The sequence below is a fragment of the Bacillus sp. BS98 genome (assembly GCF_008432245.1).
GTDB lineage: Bacteria > Bacillota > Bacilli > Bacillales > Bacillaceae_G > Bacillus_A > Bacillus_A toyonensis.
Window position 1 is genome coordinate 4,040,877 of sequence record NZ_CP043830.1, and the last position, 13,488, is coordinate 4,054,364.

Here is a 13,488-nt window from a genome sequence, read left to right on the forward strand (position 1 = left end):
CCTCTTTTACTGCGCTCAAATTGGAAATACAATCTCCACCTCGGAAAATTTCCTTTCATTGCACTATTTCTCTATATATATGACGAAACAATAAAAGAGTCCTTCCTTCTTTACAATTATTTTTTCTTTGTTTCATTTTTATGATTGAAACGTAAAGTTTATAATAAAATACACTTGGAAGCGCTTTCTATGTAATTTTTTATGTTATAATATAAAAGTAGAACTTCGTAAAGAGGGTTAAAAAATGAATACAAACATAATAAAAAAAGTAATTGACGCATTAAAAGTATATGGCTTTCAGGATGTATCATTCTGTGACAAAACGAAACAATTTTTATTTCATAACGAAACGGATATTATGAGCGGCTATGCAGAAATAACATATAGTAGTCAATTTGAAAAATTTAACGTACAAATTCATCCAATTGAAACACATCATCAAGCAGAGTTACAAGAGGTTGAAAGACATATACAAGCTTGTATAAGAAAAGTGGAATATTTAAACGCACTTCTTACTGGGCAGACAAAACTAGATGATAAAATTATTATTATGTAAAAAAAAGAACGTGATATCCTCACGTTCTTTTTTCATTATACGTTCATCTTTTCCTTCAGTTGTAATCCTGTAATGGATTCTAATACATCCATCGCTTCTCCAAACGTCATATCAAAAATCGTCTTATCCTCTATGTATGGAAACTGTCTGAAACGCTTTTCTAACATCTTCACAGCATCTGATGTAAAGTTTGCACTATCAACACCAAATTCTGTTTCAAGAAGCACGATCCAATCTAACACATGAAAACCTAATCCATTTACGAATGAAATCAGTTTCTCTTCTGGTTGTGAAGATAAGAATACGTATCGCTCCATCTCACTGAATAGTTCTTCGCCTAAAACTTCTGCTAATTCATCATCATGTTCGCGTTCAATAATCTCTTCATATCCGTAATCATCAGTAAGCTCTTCTACTTCTTCACTATCTGCAAAAAGCAATTGACTAAGAAGCGCATCTTTCTTAAATTCACTCTTTTGTACCACTTCTAAAAAACTTGTTTCCCAACCATTTTCTAATTTCATATTATATAGCTCCTTTATATACTTTCCTTATCATCACTGTACCCAAAAGATTATCTTTATAACCTTTTAAACATCCACATTATTCATAACGTGAGCTACAAACTCTTTTGCATCCCCTTCAAAAATATGTACTTCTGGCAAATGATAAAATGTTGTTTGCAGCGAATTTCCTTCATGATACATATATATTTTTTTCTCTAGTGCAATGGCCATTCCAAACTCTGTATGACTTCCATTTCCACCATCTAATATAAGTAAAAAGACATCGGCTTCCTTTATAGCATTCTTTTCCGCCTCACCAATTTCTCTTAATTGTTCTTGGTTAACTGCTCTTTCGTTTTTTGTCCAATCATATGTATGGTGCCATCCTGCTTCTTTTAACTGGCCTGATACAAAATGAACAATGTGTTTATTTTGAAATCCCGATGCTATATAAAATTTCATTTATGTTCATCCTTTAAATATGTATGGGGAAACTCCTTTTAGCGTTACTTGCTATAGATATAATAAAGAATGACATCAAAAAAAATCCCCATCTTTAGAACTTATTTGCGTTTAAATGATGGGTTGCTTCATGGTCTTCTTTTATTTTTTGTTTTTTATAACTTTCATCAGCTAACATTTCTAGTTCTGCTGTTATTTCTGATTTTTCAAGCTCTCGTTCTTGCGAAAATTTCCTTGAAATATAAACAATCACACTACCAACGTACAACACAAAGCATATAATAAGTGCAGTATTTTCATAGAGACTTAGCTCCAACACAGTCACTCCTAATCCATTCGTATTTTCACGCTTAATCAATTGGAATTTCCCTACTAACCATTTGTTATTGTAACATAAAAATATCAATTCTTGGAATCTTTCATCCTATTAAAAAAGACATGATTGTATAATCATGCCTCTGAAATATGTTTAATAATAGTTTTAATCGCTTCTTCTCCATTGTATTTCTTTAATGCCCTTTTATACACCTCATTATTTTGATCTAACTCTTCGACATGCTTTATAAGAGAATTCATAGTAACATCTTCTTCGTACAATACTGAGGCATAACCTTGTTTTTCGAAGGATTCTGCATTTAAAATTTGATCTCCACGACTAGCAAATTTTGATAAGGGAATTAAAACCATTGGCTTTTCTAATGTTAAAAACTCAAAGATTGCATTGGATCCCGCACGTGAAATAACAAAATCTGTTGCCGCTAATATGTCTGGTAACTCCTCATGGATATATTCAAATTGTTTATATCCTTCTTTATTTTGTAAGCTTTCATCAAGATTACCTTTTCCGCAAAGGTGAACAATTTGATACTTTTTAAGAAGTTTTGGTAACGCTTCTCGAACTGTTTCATTGATTTTCTTCGCACCCAAACTTCCACCCATAATTGTAATAATCGGCTTTTTACGTGAAAAACTTAAAAACGCTAAACCTTTTTCACGATTTCCCTTTAACACTTCTTCACGTACAGGAGCTCCCGTATATATTACTTTTTCTTTCGGTAAATGTTTCGCTGCTTCCTCAAATGTAACAAATATTTTCGAAGCAAAACGGAGCGCAATTTTGTTTGCTAGTCCTGGTGTCATATCGGATTCATGCAATAAAACTGGCACTCTATTTAACCATCCTCCAATTACGACTGGTACAGATACGAAACCACCTTTTGAAAAAATTACATCCGGTTTTAGTTTTCGAATCCTTACATACGCATCCATAACCCCCTTCATTACAAGAAAAGGATCTTTTATATTTTTCAAATCAAAATAACGACGTAGCTTTCCACTCGCAATACTATAGTACGGAATGCCCTCTTTTTCTATAATCGCTTTCTCAATCCCTTGATGAGAACCAATATAAGAGATATCCCAATGCTGTTCTTGTAAATATGGAATGATGGCTAAATTAGGTGTTACATGCCCTGCCGAACCGCCACCTGTAAAGACTATTTTCTTCATACGTCTCCCCCTTCTACACTATAGTACACTAAAATACCTTGCCTCAGGGTGAGAAAATACCATAGCCGTTACTGATGCTTCTGGTTCCATCATGAATCCTTCCGTTAATGAAATACCTATTTCCTCTGGATGAATTAGACGGAACAATTTTTCTTGATCCGCAAGTTCTGGGCATGCTGGGTAACCAAATGACACACGTATTCCTCTATATTTCGTACGGAAACGCTCTTCCATCGTCAGTTCAGGTGAATCTGGAATGCCCCAGCGGTCACGAATGAGCATATGTGTTTTTTCAGCAAGCCCCTCTGCTAATTCAAGCGCTAACGATTGAATTGCATGACTGCGTAAATAATCTCCCTTCGCCTTCCACTCCTCAGCAATATCCCGAACTCCTTCCCCAACAGTAACAGATAAGAAAGCGACATAGTCCATCTCATCTCCAATAGGGCGCAAATAATCACCTAAAGTACGGTATGGTGCTTTTCCTTGTCTAGGAAATGTGAAACGCTCTATTACGCGCGTATGATCTTCTGGATCATATATTACGATGTTTTGTCCATCGCTTTGCGCTGGGAAAAATTGATACACTGCTTTCGGTTTTAACCAAGATTGTCCTTCCACCAATAATTCGTCTATTAAATCATTTAATTCGCGCGCTCTTTTATCCCCCTCTTTCAAAAGCTTCTTCACATTTCCTTTTAATCCAAGGTGATGTCCAAGTAACATTTGTCTATTTAAAAATGGGGCAAGATGTGAGACAGGAACATCTCGTAATACAATTCGTTTTGTTGAATCAGGCACCATAACCTCTGATTTTGGTAATGGCTCAATTACTGCTGGAATTTCCACTTTCTTCTCTTCTTTTTTTACGATATGAAGATGACGTTCTTTTTTATCCTGTTTCATCTTCTCACGCTCTTCTTCTTTTTGAAGCTTATTAATAATATCAAGACCTGTCATCGCATCGCTCGCATAACATACGAGCCCTTTATACGATGGAGAAATACGATTATCTGTAAACTTTCTCGTTAACGCTGCACCACCAACAACAATTGGAATATCAATATTCGCCGCTTTTAAATCCTCAGCAGTTGTTACCATTTGTTGTGCTGATTTTACTAGCAAGCCAGAAAGACCTATAATATCAGGTTTTTTTTCTTGCACTTCTTGAACGATTCGATCCGAACGAACATTAATTCCTAAATTAATAATCTCATATCCGTTATTTGATAAAATAATTTCAACAAGATTTTTCCCAATATCATGTACGTCCCCTTTAACGGTCGCTAATAATACTTTTCCTTTTTTCGCACTATCGCTAGATTCCATATGCGGCTCCAAATAACTTACAGCAGCTTTCATACTTTCAGCACTTTGCAATACTTCAGCAACTATAAGTTCATTATTATTAAATAATCGTCCCACCTCATCCATTCCTGTCATAAGTGGACCATTAATAATATCCAAAGGTTTTCTTCCCTCTGTCAGCGCGAGACTTAAATCTTCATGTAATCCTTGCTTTGTACCTTCTACAATATAGTTGGCTAGTCGCTCATCAAGCGTTAATATTTCTTGAACAACAACCTCTTTCTTTTTAGCAACACGATAAAAATTCGTAAATTCTTCTAACGTCTCTTTCGTCGTTTCAAATAATAATGCATCTGCAAGACGTTTTTCTTCCTCTGGAATTGACGCATAGCGCTCTAATTTCTCAGTATTAACAATCGCATAATCTAATCCTGCTTTCGTTGCATGATATAAAAAGACAGAATTTAACACTTCACGTCCAGCTGGTGGTAAACCAAATGATATATTACTCACACCTAAAATCGTTAAACATTCTGGTAACGCTTCTTTAATAAGTCGAATTCCTTCGATCGTCGCTGCCGCTGAACCGATGTATTCTTCATCACCTGTCCCTACTGGAAATACAAGTGCATCAAAAATAATATCTGACGGGCGTATACCATATTTCGTCGTCAATAATTCATAACTTCTTTTCGCAATTTCTAGTTTTCTTTCAGCACTTACTGCCATACCATCTTCGTCGATTGTCCCAACTACAATTGCGGCACCATACTTGCGAAGCAGTGGCGTTACCTTTTCAAAACGCTCTTCTCCATCTTCTAAGTTAATAGAGTTAATAACAGCTTTCCCTTGAATATAAGTAAGTGCTCTCGCCATTACATTTTCATCTGTTGAATCAATCATAATCGGTACTTTTAACACTTTCGTAACTTCTGATAAGAATTTTTCCATATCTTCTATTTCATCACGGTCAGGGTCTGCCATACAAATATCAATAATATGAGCATTTTTCTTCACTTGTGCTCTTGCCACTTCAGCAGCCTCTTCAAATTTACCTTCTGCCACTAATCGTTTAAATTTACGTGACCCTATAACATTCGTTCTTTCACCTACAAATAACGGTCTCATAGACTCATCATATTGCAGCGCCTCTAATCCACTAATTCCATGTCCGGCTCGTTCATTTTGCGCACGCGGTGTAAGAGATGCTAGCGCTTCTTTCATTGCTCTTATATGTTCTGGTGTTGTGCCGCAACAACCACCAATAATATTAATCCATCCTTCTTCAGCAAATCGCTTCACTTTTTCAGCGAGAGAAGATGGAGATTCATGATAATGTCCATCTTCATCAGGAAGACCTGCATTTGGATAACAAGAAATGTAACACTCCGATAAATCAGATAAAGAACGAATATGGTCCCTCATAAACTCCGGACCAGTCGCGCAGTTTAATCCAACAGATAATGGCTTCATATGTTCTACGGATAAGTAAAAAGCCTCAATTGTTTGCCCAGCCAGAGTCGTCCCCATCGGCTCAATCGTCCCAGAGATCATAATAGGAACAATTTTATTTAGTTCTTCAAAAGCAGCTTGAATTCCAATATAAGCAGCTTTCACATTACGCATATCTTGACTCGTTTCAACGAGTAACACATCAACTTCGCCATTTAATAATCCCCTCGCCTGCCTAGTATAAGCTTCTATTAGTTCTTCAAATGTAACTCCTCCTGTAACACTAATTGCTTTCGTTGTCGGTCCCATCGCACCTGCAACATATACTTCATTCCCACTTTCTTTAACAGCTTGTTTCGCTAATCGTGCTGCCTTTTCATTTAGTTCTTCATCTAAATGAGACAGCTCATAATCACTTAATACGATATTTGTCGCCCCAAATGTATTTGTTTCAATAATGTCAGCTCCAGCTTCAATATAAGCTTTATGAATCTTTAAAATAACATCCGGCCTTGTTTCTACTAAATATTCATTACAGCCCTCGTACTCTTCTCCTCCGAAATCTTCCGCAGTTAAGTCCTCTTGTTGTATCATTGTCCCCATTGCACCGTCTAATATTAAAATGTTATTTTGTAATTTTTCTTCTATACACTTCATCAATTAATACCTTCTTTCACTTCTTGCTTTTCTCTCACATATTTAACAAGATGTTCTGTAATTTCATATTTTAGAAATGGTGTAATTAAATAGATACCGTTAAAATATTTCATCGCTGCATCGATCAACTCTTGTGAAATACGAATCCCTTCCTCGATAGCTGCCTCTTTCGTTTCGTGTCCATCCATTCTCTCTCTTATTTCTTCAGGAAGAGTAATACCCGGCACCTCAAAATGGAGAAAGTCTGCATTCCGCTTACTTACTAATGGCATAATTCCAATAAAAATAGGTTGTTCCAAATGTTTTGTTGCTTCATATACTTCTTCTATTAAAGCAACATCATATATCGGCTGTGTTAAGAAATATTCAGCCCCAGCATCTATTTTTCGTTCCATTCGCTTTACCGCTGCTTTTAAATGCCTTACGTGAGGATTAAAAGCACCTCCGACTGAAAACCTTGTTGCCGGTCCAATGGATTTCCCTAAAATGGAACGTCCATCGTTCATTTCTTTAATCATTTTAATTAACTCTATAGAGGACAGATCATATACAGAAGTTGCTCCCGGAAAATCACCAACGCGCGCTGGATCACCAGTTAAAGCTAATACTTCCTCCATACCTAACGCTGATAAACCTAGTAAATGAGATTGTAGTCCAATGACGTTATGGTCTCTACACGTTAAATGTGTCAATACTGGAATATCGTGCTTCGTTAATAATGCGCCCATTGCCATATTCGAAACACGAGGCGATGCTAATGAGTTATCTGCTAGAGTAATAGCGTCTGCTCCCGCTCTTTTTAACGCTCTTGCTCCTTCAAAAAACCGCTGTGTATCTAACGTTTTCGGCGGATCTAATTCCACTACAACTGTCGTTTGTTTTTTTGCCTTTTCCGCAAGAGTAACCTGTACCTTCGAACGCTTCTCGTGTGTATGAACTACTTTCGGTCTTTGAATCGTGTCTTTTTCTATTACAGGTGTAACATTCGCAACAGCGCGCTTCATACTTTGAATATGTTCTGGAGTCGTACCACAACAACCACCCAATAACCGAATACCTTGCTCAATAAATTTCGGTGTCATCGCTTCGAAATAAGCTGGGCTTCCCTCATATACGTAACGTCCCTCCACATAATTTGGGAGACCTGCATTTGGGTATGCTGATAAATAGCCATTCTGCGGAATCGATATCATTTTGAAAGCTTCCGTCATATGAAGTGGCCCTAGTTGACAGTTCAATCCAACAACATTTGCACCGTAATCTATAAGCTGTTTTAATATTTCATTGACATCATTTCCATTTTGAGTCGTACCTGCTTCATGTAACGCTACTTGAGCAACAATCGGAATATTCGTTTGCTTACGCAATACTTTAACGGCATGAAGTAATTCAAATTCATCGTAAAAAGTTTCTAATAGTAATCCATCAACCTGTTCTTCTAGTAAAGCACCTGCCTGTTCAAGTAGCATAAATTCTCGCTCCATATCAGTCGTTGTGACAGCTCCGATATGTTTCATACCACCGATTGTTCCTAAAATTGCATTTCTGTTTGTAACAGATGCTTTCGCAAGCTTCACTGCCGCTTTATTAATTTGAACAACTTGATTTTCTAAGCCATACATACGTAATTTCGCCTCATTTGCTCCATACGTATTTGTTTGAATCACATCTGCACCAGCAGCTACATATTGTTTATGAATCGATATAATTAGGTCTGGATCAGATACATTCAATTCTTCAAAACTACTTTGCAAACCATGTGAATGTAATAACGTTCCAACCGCACCATCACCTATTACAATTCCTTTTGATAATAAATCTAGTAATTTCACGAATCTCCCTCATTTCTATCAATATAAAAACCCCCTCTTCACTTTGAAGAGGGGGACATAATTGTTCCGCCTCTTATTATGCAAAACATTCGTTTTGCAGGTATTAGCACCGTTTCAAACATTTCGTTTGAAGGTTGCCGGGTTTCACAGGGCCTTTCCCTCCACCGCTCTCAATAAGAGTTGTCTTTATTATTTTATTTATGTAGCTAAAAGGAAATGCGTTCCCCTTTTAACAATGTTTGTTAATTTTTTATAAATTTAGCATGCACAAATATAAAAGTCAATGACACTTGCGGAAAAATAAAAATTATTTAAAATAAAGTTGCAATTCAATTAACTTTTGTTGTAAAGTTAAAAACATAATAAAAATTTCATACGAACATTCTTATCTAGAGAGGTAGAGGGACTGGCCCTATGACGCCTCAGCAACCATTAACATTTGTTAATAAGGTGCTAATTCCAGCAAATTGTGAAAGATTTGACAGATGAGAAGAAGACTCTATTCAATCCGAAAGCCTTCTTCTTAGAAGGCTTTTTTTTATTTTAAATTCAACTACTGGTTCAATTTAAAAAGGAGGAATTTTTACATGTCAACTATCGAAACAAAACTAGCACAAATCGGAAATCGTAGCGAAACTACAACAGGAACTGTTAATCCACCCGTTTATTTCTCAACCGCTTATCGTCACGAAGGACTTGGTAAATCTACCGGCTTTGACTATTCACGAACTGGAAATCCAACTCGTGGTCTTTTAGAACAGGCAATCGCAGATTTAGAATATGGCCAACAAGGTTATGCCTGTAGTTCAGGTATGGCAGCTGTTCTCCTCGTCCTTTCATTATTCCGTTCTGGAGATGAACTTATTGTATCCGAAGATTTATACGGGGGAACGTATCGCTTATTTTCCGAACACGAAAAAAAGTGGAATGTTCGATGTAGATACGTAAATACACAATCTATTAAACAGATTGAGCAAGCTATCACAACTGAAACGAAGGCTATTTTCATAGAAACTCCGACTAATCCATTAATGCAAGTTACTGATATTGCCGCTGTCGCAACTGTAGCGAAAAGACACAGACTACTTCTTATCGTAGACAATACATTCTACACGCCTTATATACAGCAGCCATTAACAGAAGGTGCTGACATCGTACTTCATAGTGCAACGAAATATTTAGGTGGGCATAATGATGTATTAAGCGGACTTGTCGTTGCAAAAGGAAAGGAACTTTGTGAGGAAATCGCTCATTATCATAATGCCTCCGGTGCTGTCTTAAGCCCATTTGACTCATGGCTATTAATTCGTGGTATGAAAACTTTAGCGCTTCGCATGAAACAACATGAAGAAAATGCGAAAGCAGTTGTTGCTTATTTAAATGATGAGGATGGTGTGACAGATGTCTTTTATCCAGGGAGAGGCGGTATGATTTCATTCCGACTTAAAGATGAAGCTTGGATTAATCCATTCTTACAATCTTTATCCTTAATCACATTTGCCGAAAGTCTTGGTGGTGTAGAAAGTTTAATGACTTATCCAGCAACGCAAACACATGCTGATATTCCAGAAGAAATCAGAACGGCGAACGGTGTATGTAATCGTCTTCTTCGATTCTCCGTCGGCATTGAAAACAGTAATGATTTAATTCAAGACTTAAATCAAGCCATTAAACTTGTAAAAGAAGGTGTGAGAATATGAGTTATTCTATAGATACACTCTTACTACACAACCAATATAAACACGATGCACAAACAGGAGCTGTTAACGTTCCCATTTATAACACATCAACATTTCACCAGTTTGATGTAGATACTTTTGGCAAATACGACTATAGCCGATCTGGAAATCCAACTCGTGAAGCTCTGGAAGATATCATTGCTTTATTAGAAGGCGGAACAAAAGGATTCGCCTTTGCCTCAGGCATTGCAGCGATTTCTACTGCTTTTCTCCTTCTTTCACAAGGCGATCACGTTCTCATTTCAGAAGACGTATACGGAGGCACTTATCGAATTATAACTGAAGTACTCTCCCGTTACGGTGTTTCACATACATTTGTTGATATGACCAATTTAGAAGAAATAAAGCAAAATATTAAATCGAATACGAAACTCTTTTATGTAGAAACACCATCTAACCCACTTTTAAAAGTAACAGATATTCGCGAGGTTTCTAAACTCGCAAAATCTATTGGTGCTCTTACATTTGTTGATAATACTTTTTTGACACCATTATTCCAGAAGCCACTTGATCTTGGCGCCGATGTCGTTCTTCATAGTGCTACAAAATTTATTGCTGGTCACAGTGATGTTACTGCCGGATTAACGGTCGTAAAAGATGCCGAACTCGCTCAAAAGCTTGGATTTTTACAAAATGCATTTGGCGCTATTTTAGGACCTCAAGATTGTTCTCTCGTACTTCGCGGTCTAAAAACATTACATGTACGTCTTGAGCACTCAGCTGCAAATGCCAATAAAATTGCACACTATTTACAAGAGCATGCTAAAGTACAAAATGTCTATTATCCGGGATTACAAACACATCTTGGATTTAATATTCAACAATCTCAAGCAACGTCAGCTGGAGCGGTCTTATCGTTTACTTTGCAGTCAGAAGATGCACTCCGCCAATTTTTATCAAAAGTAAAATTACCTGTTTTTGCAGTGAGTTTAGGAGCTGTCGAATCGATTCTTTCCTACCCAGCTAAAATGTCCCACGCCGCACTGTCGCAAAAAGCTCGTGATGAAAGAGGTATCTCTAATTCATTACTTCGCTTATCAGTCGGTCTTGAAAATGTTAACGATTTAATATCCGATTTTGAAAATGCCCTCTCTTATGTAGAAGAACCTGTAAATGCGTAGAGAGAAAAGAAGATATGAGATTAAGTTCTCATATCTTCTTTTTATGCGGTTTAGTATATTCTTTTTAGTGTTTTTTCTTTTTGTACTCAAATTTTTTTGTCTTCTTCAACCATCCTCCTCGTTAGTCTAATGAGGGGTAGCGTCAGGAAAATGCGGATTTACAACGCTAAGGAAATATCACTTATTAAAAAAAGCCGATTCCCCTCTCAAGGAATCGACTTTTTTATTTATTCTTAATGAACTAACGCATGCGTTAGTTCATTAAGAAAGATGTTTGAAAAAATAGCCTGTATATATTTGAACGATGAATAACTTACCTATTTCCTTTTGTTTACACCGAATACAAAACAATCAGACAAACAAAACATATTATTTATCTGTTTGTTTTTGCTTCTTTTTCAAATACTCCGCACGCAATTTTTCAAGTTGCTGCTTTTTATCAAATTTGGCAGGCGTCTGTTTTTCATGAAACTTTGCCACAGCTACCTGACTTTTGTAATCCAATTGATATTTGCCCACTTTGTTCACCTACTTTTCTTGTCTTTACAGAGAATCTATTCAACAAATATAATATACCTTATTTTACTGAAGCAAATCTTATTACTTTAGTAGTTTTTCTACTTACATCTATCTTAATCCAAATATCCCTTTATCTAACTAACCTGCCCCGTTAGTCTAAGTAGGAAACTTCACAATCTCAATAGAGTAAAACCTATCGGTACATAATCCAATCACCTTTCAATTAGACCTCATAATGTCTCATAAGACTTGTATCAAAATACTTATCGTTGTAAATGCGTATTTTCTTGACTCTACCCCAATTATAATAAAACAACTTTATTGTTTTTTAAAGAATTTTATTGTAAATGAAACTACTTTATTATCTCTGTACAAAAATTTAATCATTGGGGGTTTTGTTCATTCCCACTCATTATTAGCCTTCACCAATCGGGCGTTTACGGGCAGCCCGCCTCCCACAAATAGTGGGATAAAAGCACATCACTTATTTACAAATAATGGTTTTATCGATATATTAAGAAATACAAGGGGGTAAAAATAATGGATACTTGTTCTGATATTTTAATCGTTATCGATTTACAAAATGGGGTATGTTATAGCGGAGAGCATTTATTTGATTTACAAAACTTGCTTACAAAAGTAAATAAAAGAATTTCTTCATACAGAAAATCAAATAAACCAATCATTTTTGTTCAACATTGTGATGATGATTTAGTACCCGAAAAAGAACTTTGGGCTATTCATACTGATCTAGATGTTCAAGACCAAGATTTCTTTGTGAGAAAAACACATGCAAATTCATTTTATAAAACAAACTTAAAAGAAATTTTAGATCAATTATCTGTACATCGTATTGAATTTTGTGGCGCCCAAACAGAGTACTGTATGGATGCTACGATTAAATTTGCTCACGGACTAGGGTACGAAAACTTTATGGCACCTAAAATAACTTCTACATTAAACAATCCATTTATGTCCGCAAAAGAGACAATTGACTTTTATGAGAATATATGGAATCACAGATTTTTAAAGTTGCTAAAAGATGAGCTCTAGCATAAATGACGAATGACTTGATCATTCTAAGATTGATCAGCTACACTCAAGTGTCTCATTATCCTCATAAAAAAGCTGATTACATCGGGCTTCTTTTAACCTGTTTTATATTCTATATATAGCATTATAATTCCTTTGTCATATTATTTTAAAAATTTTGTATATTCATTTGAAAGAATAAGAAAATCATGATAAAATTGTGTTACAAATATATCTATATCTTTCAATTTTTAAAATGCATCAAAATTTTCGCCCAAAAGCGTCATTTTACAAAACTGTGCTAATTTATCCATTTTATTTACATCAGGGTCTCTTTTCTTACAATTTCTTTACTTTAGGAAATTTTTTCTGCAACAACTGTTTTCTTTTCTTTAATTTTTTGGTATGTATAGTATGGTATAACAGCTCACACGGAGGTGGAAAAGAACATGTTAGAAACCTTTCAAAAAGAAATAGAACTTTATGAAAGCAATGCAGAATTATTGAAAGTACTTGCTCACCCAGTTCGTTTATGTATCGTAAAAGGATTAATCGAGCGTGGTCCAAGCAACGTTTCTACAATGTACACTGGCTTAAACATGCCACAGTCTACAATTTCACAGCATTTAGCAAAATTAAAAAGTGCTAAAATCGTTTCTAGTGAAAGAAAAGGATTAGAAATTTACTACAAAGTAGAAAACGAAACAATTATTCAACTCGTTCGCGTATTATTAGGTTAGGGACTAATAAACAGAGAAAAAGAACGTATTCTATATTTTTCATCTCATATCTTTA

General features: G+C 35.7%; 12 protein-coding genes and 2 riboswitches. Of the genes, 5 read left to right on the forward strand and 7 right to left on the reverse strand.

Annotated elements, in window-relative coordinates; translation table 11 throughout:
* The first annotated feature begins 244 nt into the window (after positions 1 to 244).
* The gene (locus F0362_RS20955) at positions 245 to 556 is read left to right on the forward strand and encodes a hypothetical protein (RefSeq protein WP_149889946.1); all 312 of its coding nucleotides are present in this window, start codon (positions 245 to 247) and stop codon (positions 554 to 556) included.
* A 35-nt stretch (positions 557 to 591) separates the two neighbouring features.
* Here F0362_RS20955 and F0362_RS20960 read toward each other — a convergent pair whose 3' ends face one another.
* The 6 genes from F0362_RS20960 to F0362_RS20985 form a co-directional block, all read right to left on the reverse strand.
* The gene (locus tag F0362_RS20960; protein WP_000764243.1) at positions 592 to 1,080 is read right to left on the reverse strand and encodes a hypothetical protein; all 489 of its coding nucleotides are present in this window, start codon (positions 1,078 to 1,080) and stop codon (positions 592 to 594) included.
* Between the two features lie 66 nt (positions 1,081 to 1,146).
* On the reverse strand, positions 1,147 to 1,524 hold the full coding sequence (locus tag F0362_RS20965) for a nucleoside 2-deoxyribosyltransferase (RefSeq protein WP_000675235.1): 378 nt from the start codon (positions 1,522 to 1,524) through the stop codon (positions 1,147 to 1,149).
* 94 nt (positions 1,525 to 1,618) lie between these two features.
* Positions 1,619 to 1,879 carry a DUF3966 domain-containing protein gene (locus F0362_RS20970; RefSeq protein WP_079519680.1) on the reverse strand — a complete coding sequence of 87 codons (261 nt, stop codon included), beginning with the start codon at positions 1,877 to 1,879 and terminating at the stop codon, positions 1,619 to 1,621.
* Positions 1,880 to 1,974: 95 nt separating this feature from the next.
* Positions 1,975 to 3,033, reverse strand: a complete 1,059-nt coding sequence (locus F0362_RS20975) for an undecaprenyldiphospho-muramoylpentapeptide beta-N-acetylglucosaminyltransferase (protein ID WP_000724783.1) — start codon at positions 3,031 to 3,033, stop codon at positions 1,975 to 1,977.
* Between the two features lie 18 nt (positions 3,034 to 3,051).
* Positions 3,052 to 6,450, reverse strand: coding sequence for a methionine synthase (metH, locus tag F0362_RS20980; protein ID WP_000649701.1), 3,399 nt, complete (start codon positions 6,448 to 6,450; stop codon positions 3,052 to 3,054).
* A complete protein-coding gene (locus F0362_RS20985; RefSeq protein WP_000770363.1) occupies positions 6,450 to 8,282 on the reverse strand; it encodes a bifunctional homocysteine S-methyltransferase/methylenetetrahydrofolate reductase in 1,833 nt (610 codons plus the stop codon). The genes metH and F0362_RS20985 overlap by 1 nt, the downstream gene beginning before the upstream one ends.
* 70 nt (positions 8,283 to 8,352) lie before the next feature.
* Positions 8,353 to 8,462: riboswitch (SAM riboswitch) on the reverse strand.
* Between the two features lie 202 nt (positions 8,463 to 8,664).
* A riboswitch (SAM riboswitch) is annotated at positions 8,665 to 8,774 on the forward strand.
* A 95-nt stretch (positions 8,775 to 8,869) separates the two neighbouring features.
* Between F0362_RS20985 and metI the strand changes: the two genes are divergently transcribed.
* Complete coding sequence (metI, locus tag F0362_RS20990; protein ID WP_000103906.1) at positions 8,870 to 9,982, forward strand: cystathionine gamma-synthase/O-acetylhomoserine thiolyase; 1,113 nt, start codon at positions 8,870 to 8,872, stop codon at positions 9,980 to 9,982.
* On the forward strand, positions 9,979 to 11,142 hold the full coding sequence (gene metC / locus F0362_RS20995) for a cystathionine beta-lyase (RefSeq protein ID WP_000122270.1): 1,164 nt from the start codon (positions 9,979 to 9,981) through the stop codon (positions 11,140 to 11,142). Before metI ends, metC begins: the two co-directional genes overlap by 4 nt.
* A 369-nt stretch (positions 11,143 to 11,511) precedes the next feature.
* Here metC and F0362_RS30610 read toward each other — a convergent pair whose 3' ends face one another.
* Complete coding sequence (locus F0362_RS30610; protein WP_000521653.1) at positions 11,512 to 11,661, reverse strand: hypothetical protein; 150 nt, start codon at positions 11,659 to 11,661, stop codon at positions 11,512 to 11,514.
* 540 nt (positions 11,662 to 12,201) lie between these two features.
* Between F0362_RS30610 and F0362_RS21000 the strand changes: the two genes are divergently transcribed.
* Together F0362_RS21000 and F0362_RS21005 are read left to right on the forward strand one after the other, a co-directional pair.
* Positions 12,202 to 12,714 carry a cysteine hydrolase family protein gene (locus tag F0362_RS21000; RefSeq protein WP_000379181.1) on the forward strand — a complete coding sequence of 171 codons (513 nt, stop codon included), beginning with the start codon at positions 12,202 to 12,204 and terminating at the stop codon, positions 12,712 to 12,714.
* A gap of 428 nt (positions 12,715 to 13,142) precedes the next feature.
* The gene (locus tag F0362_RS21005; RefSeq protein ID WP_000894375.1) at positions 13,143 to 13,433 is read left to right on the forward strand and encodes an ArsR/SmtB family transcription factor; all 291 of its coding nucleotides are present in this window, start codon (positions 13,143 to 13,145) and stop codon (positions 13,431 to 13,433) included.
* The last annotated feature ends 55 nt before the right edge of the window (positions 13,434 to 13,488 follow it).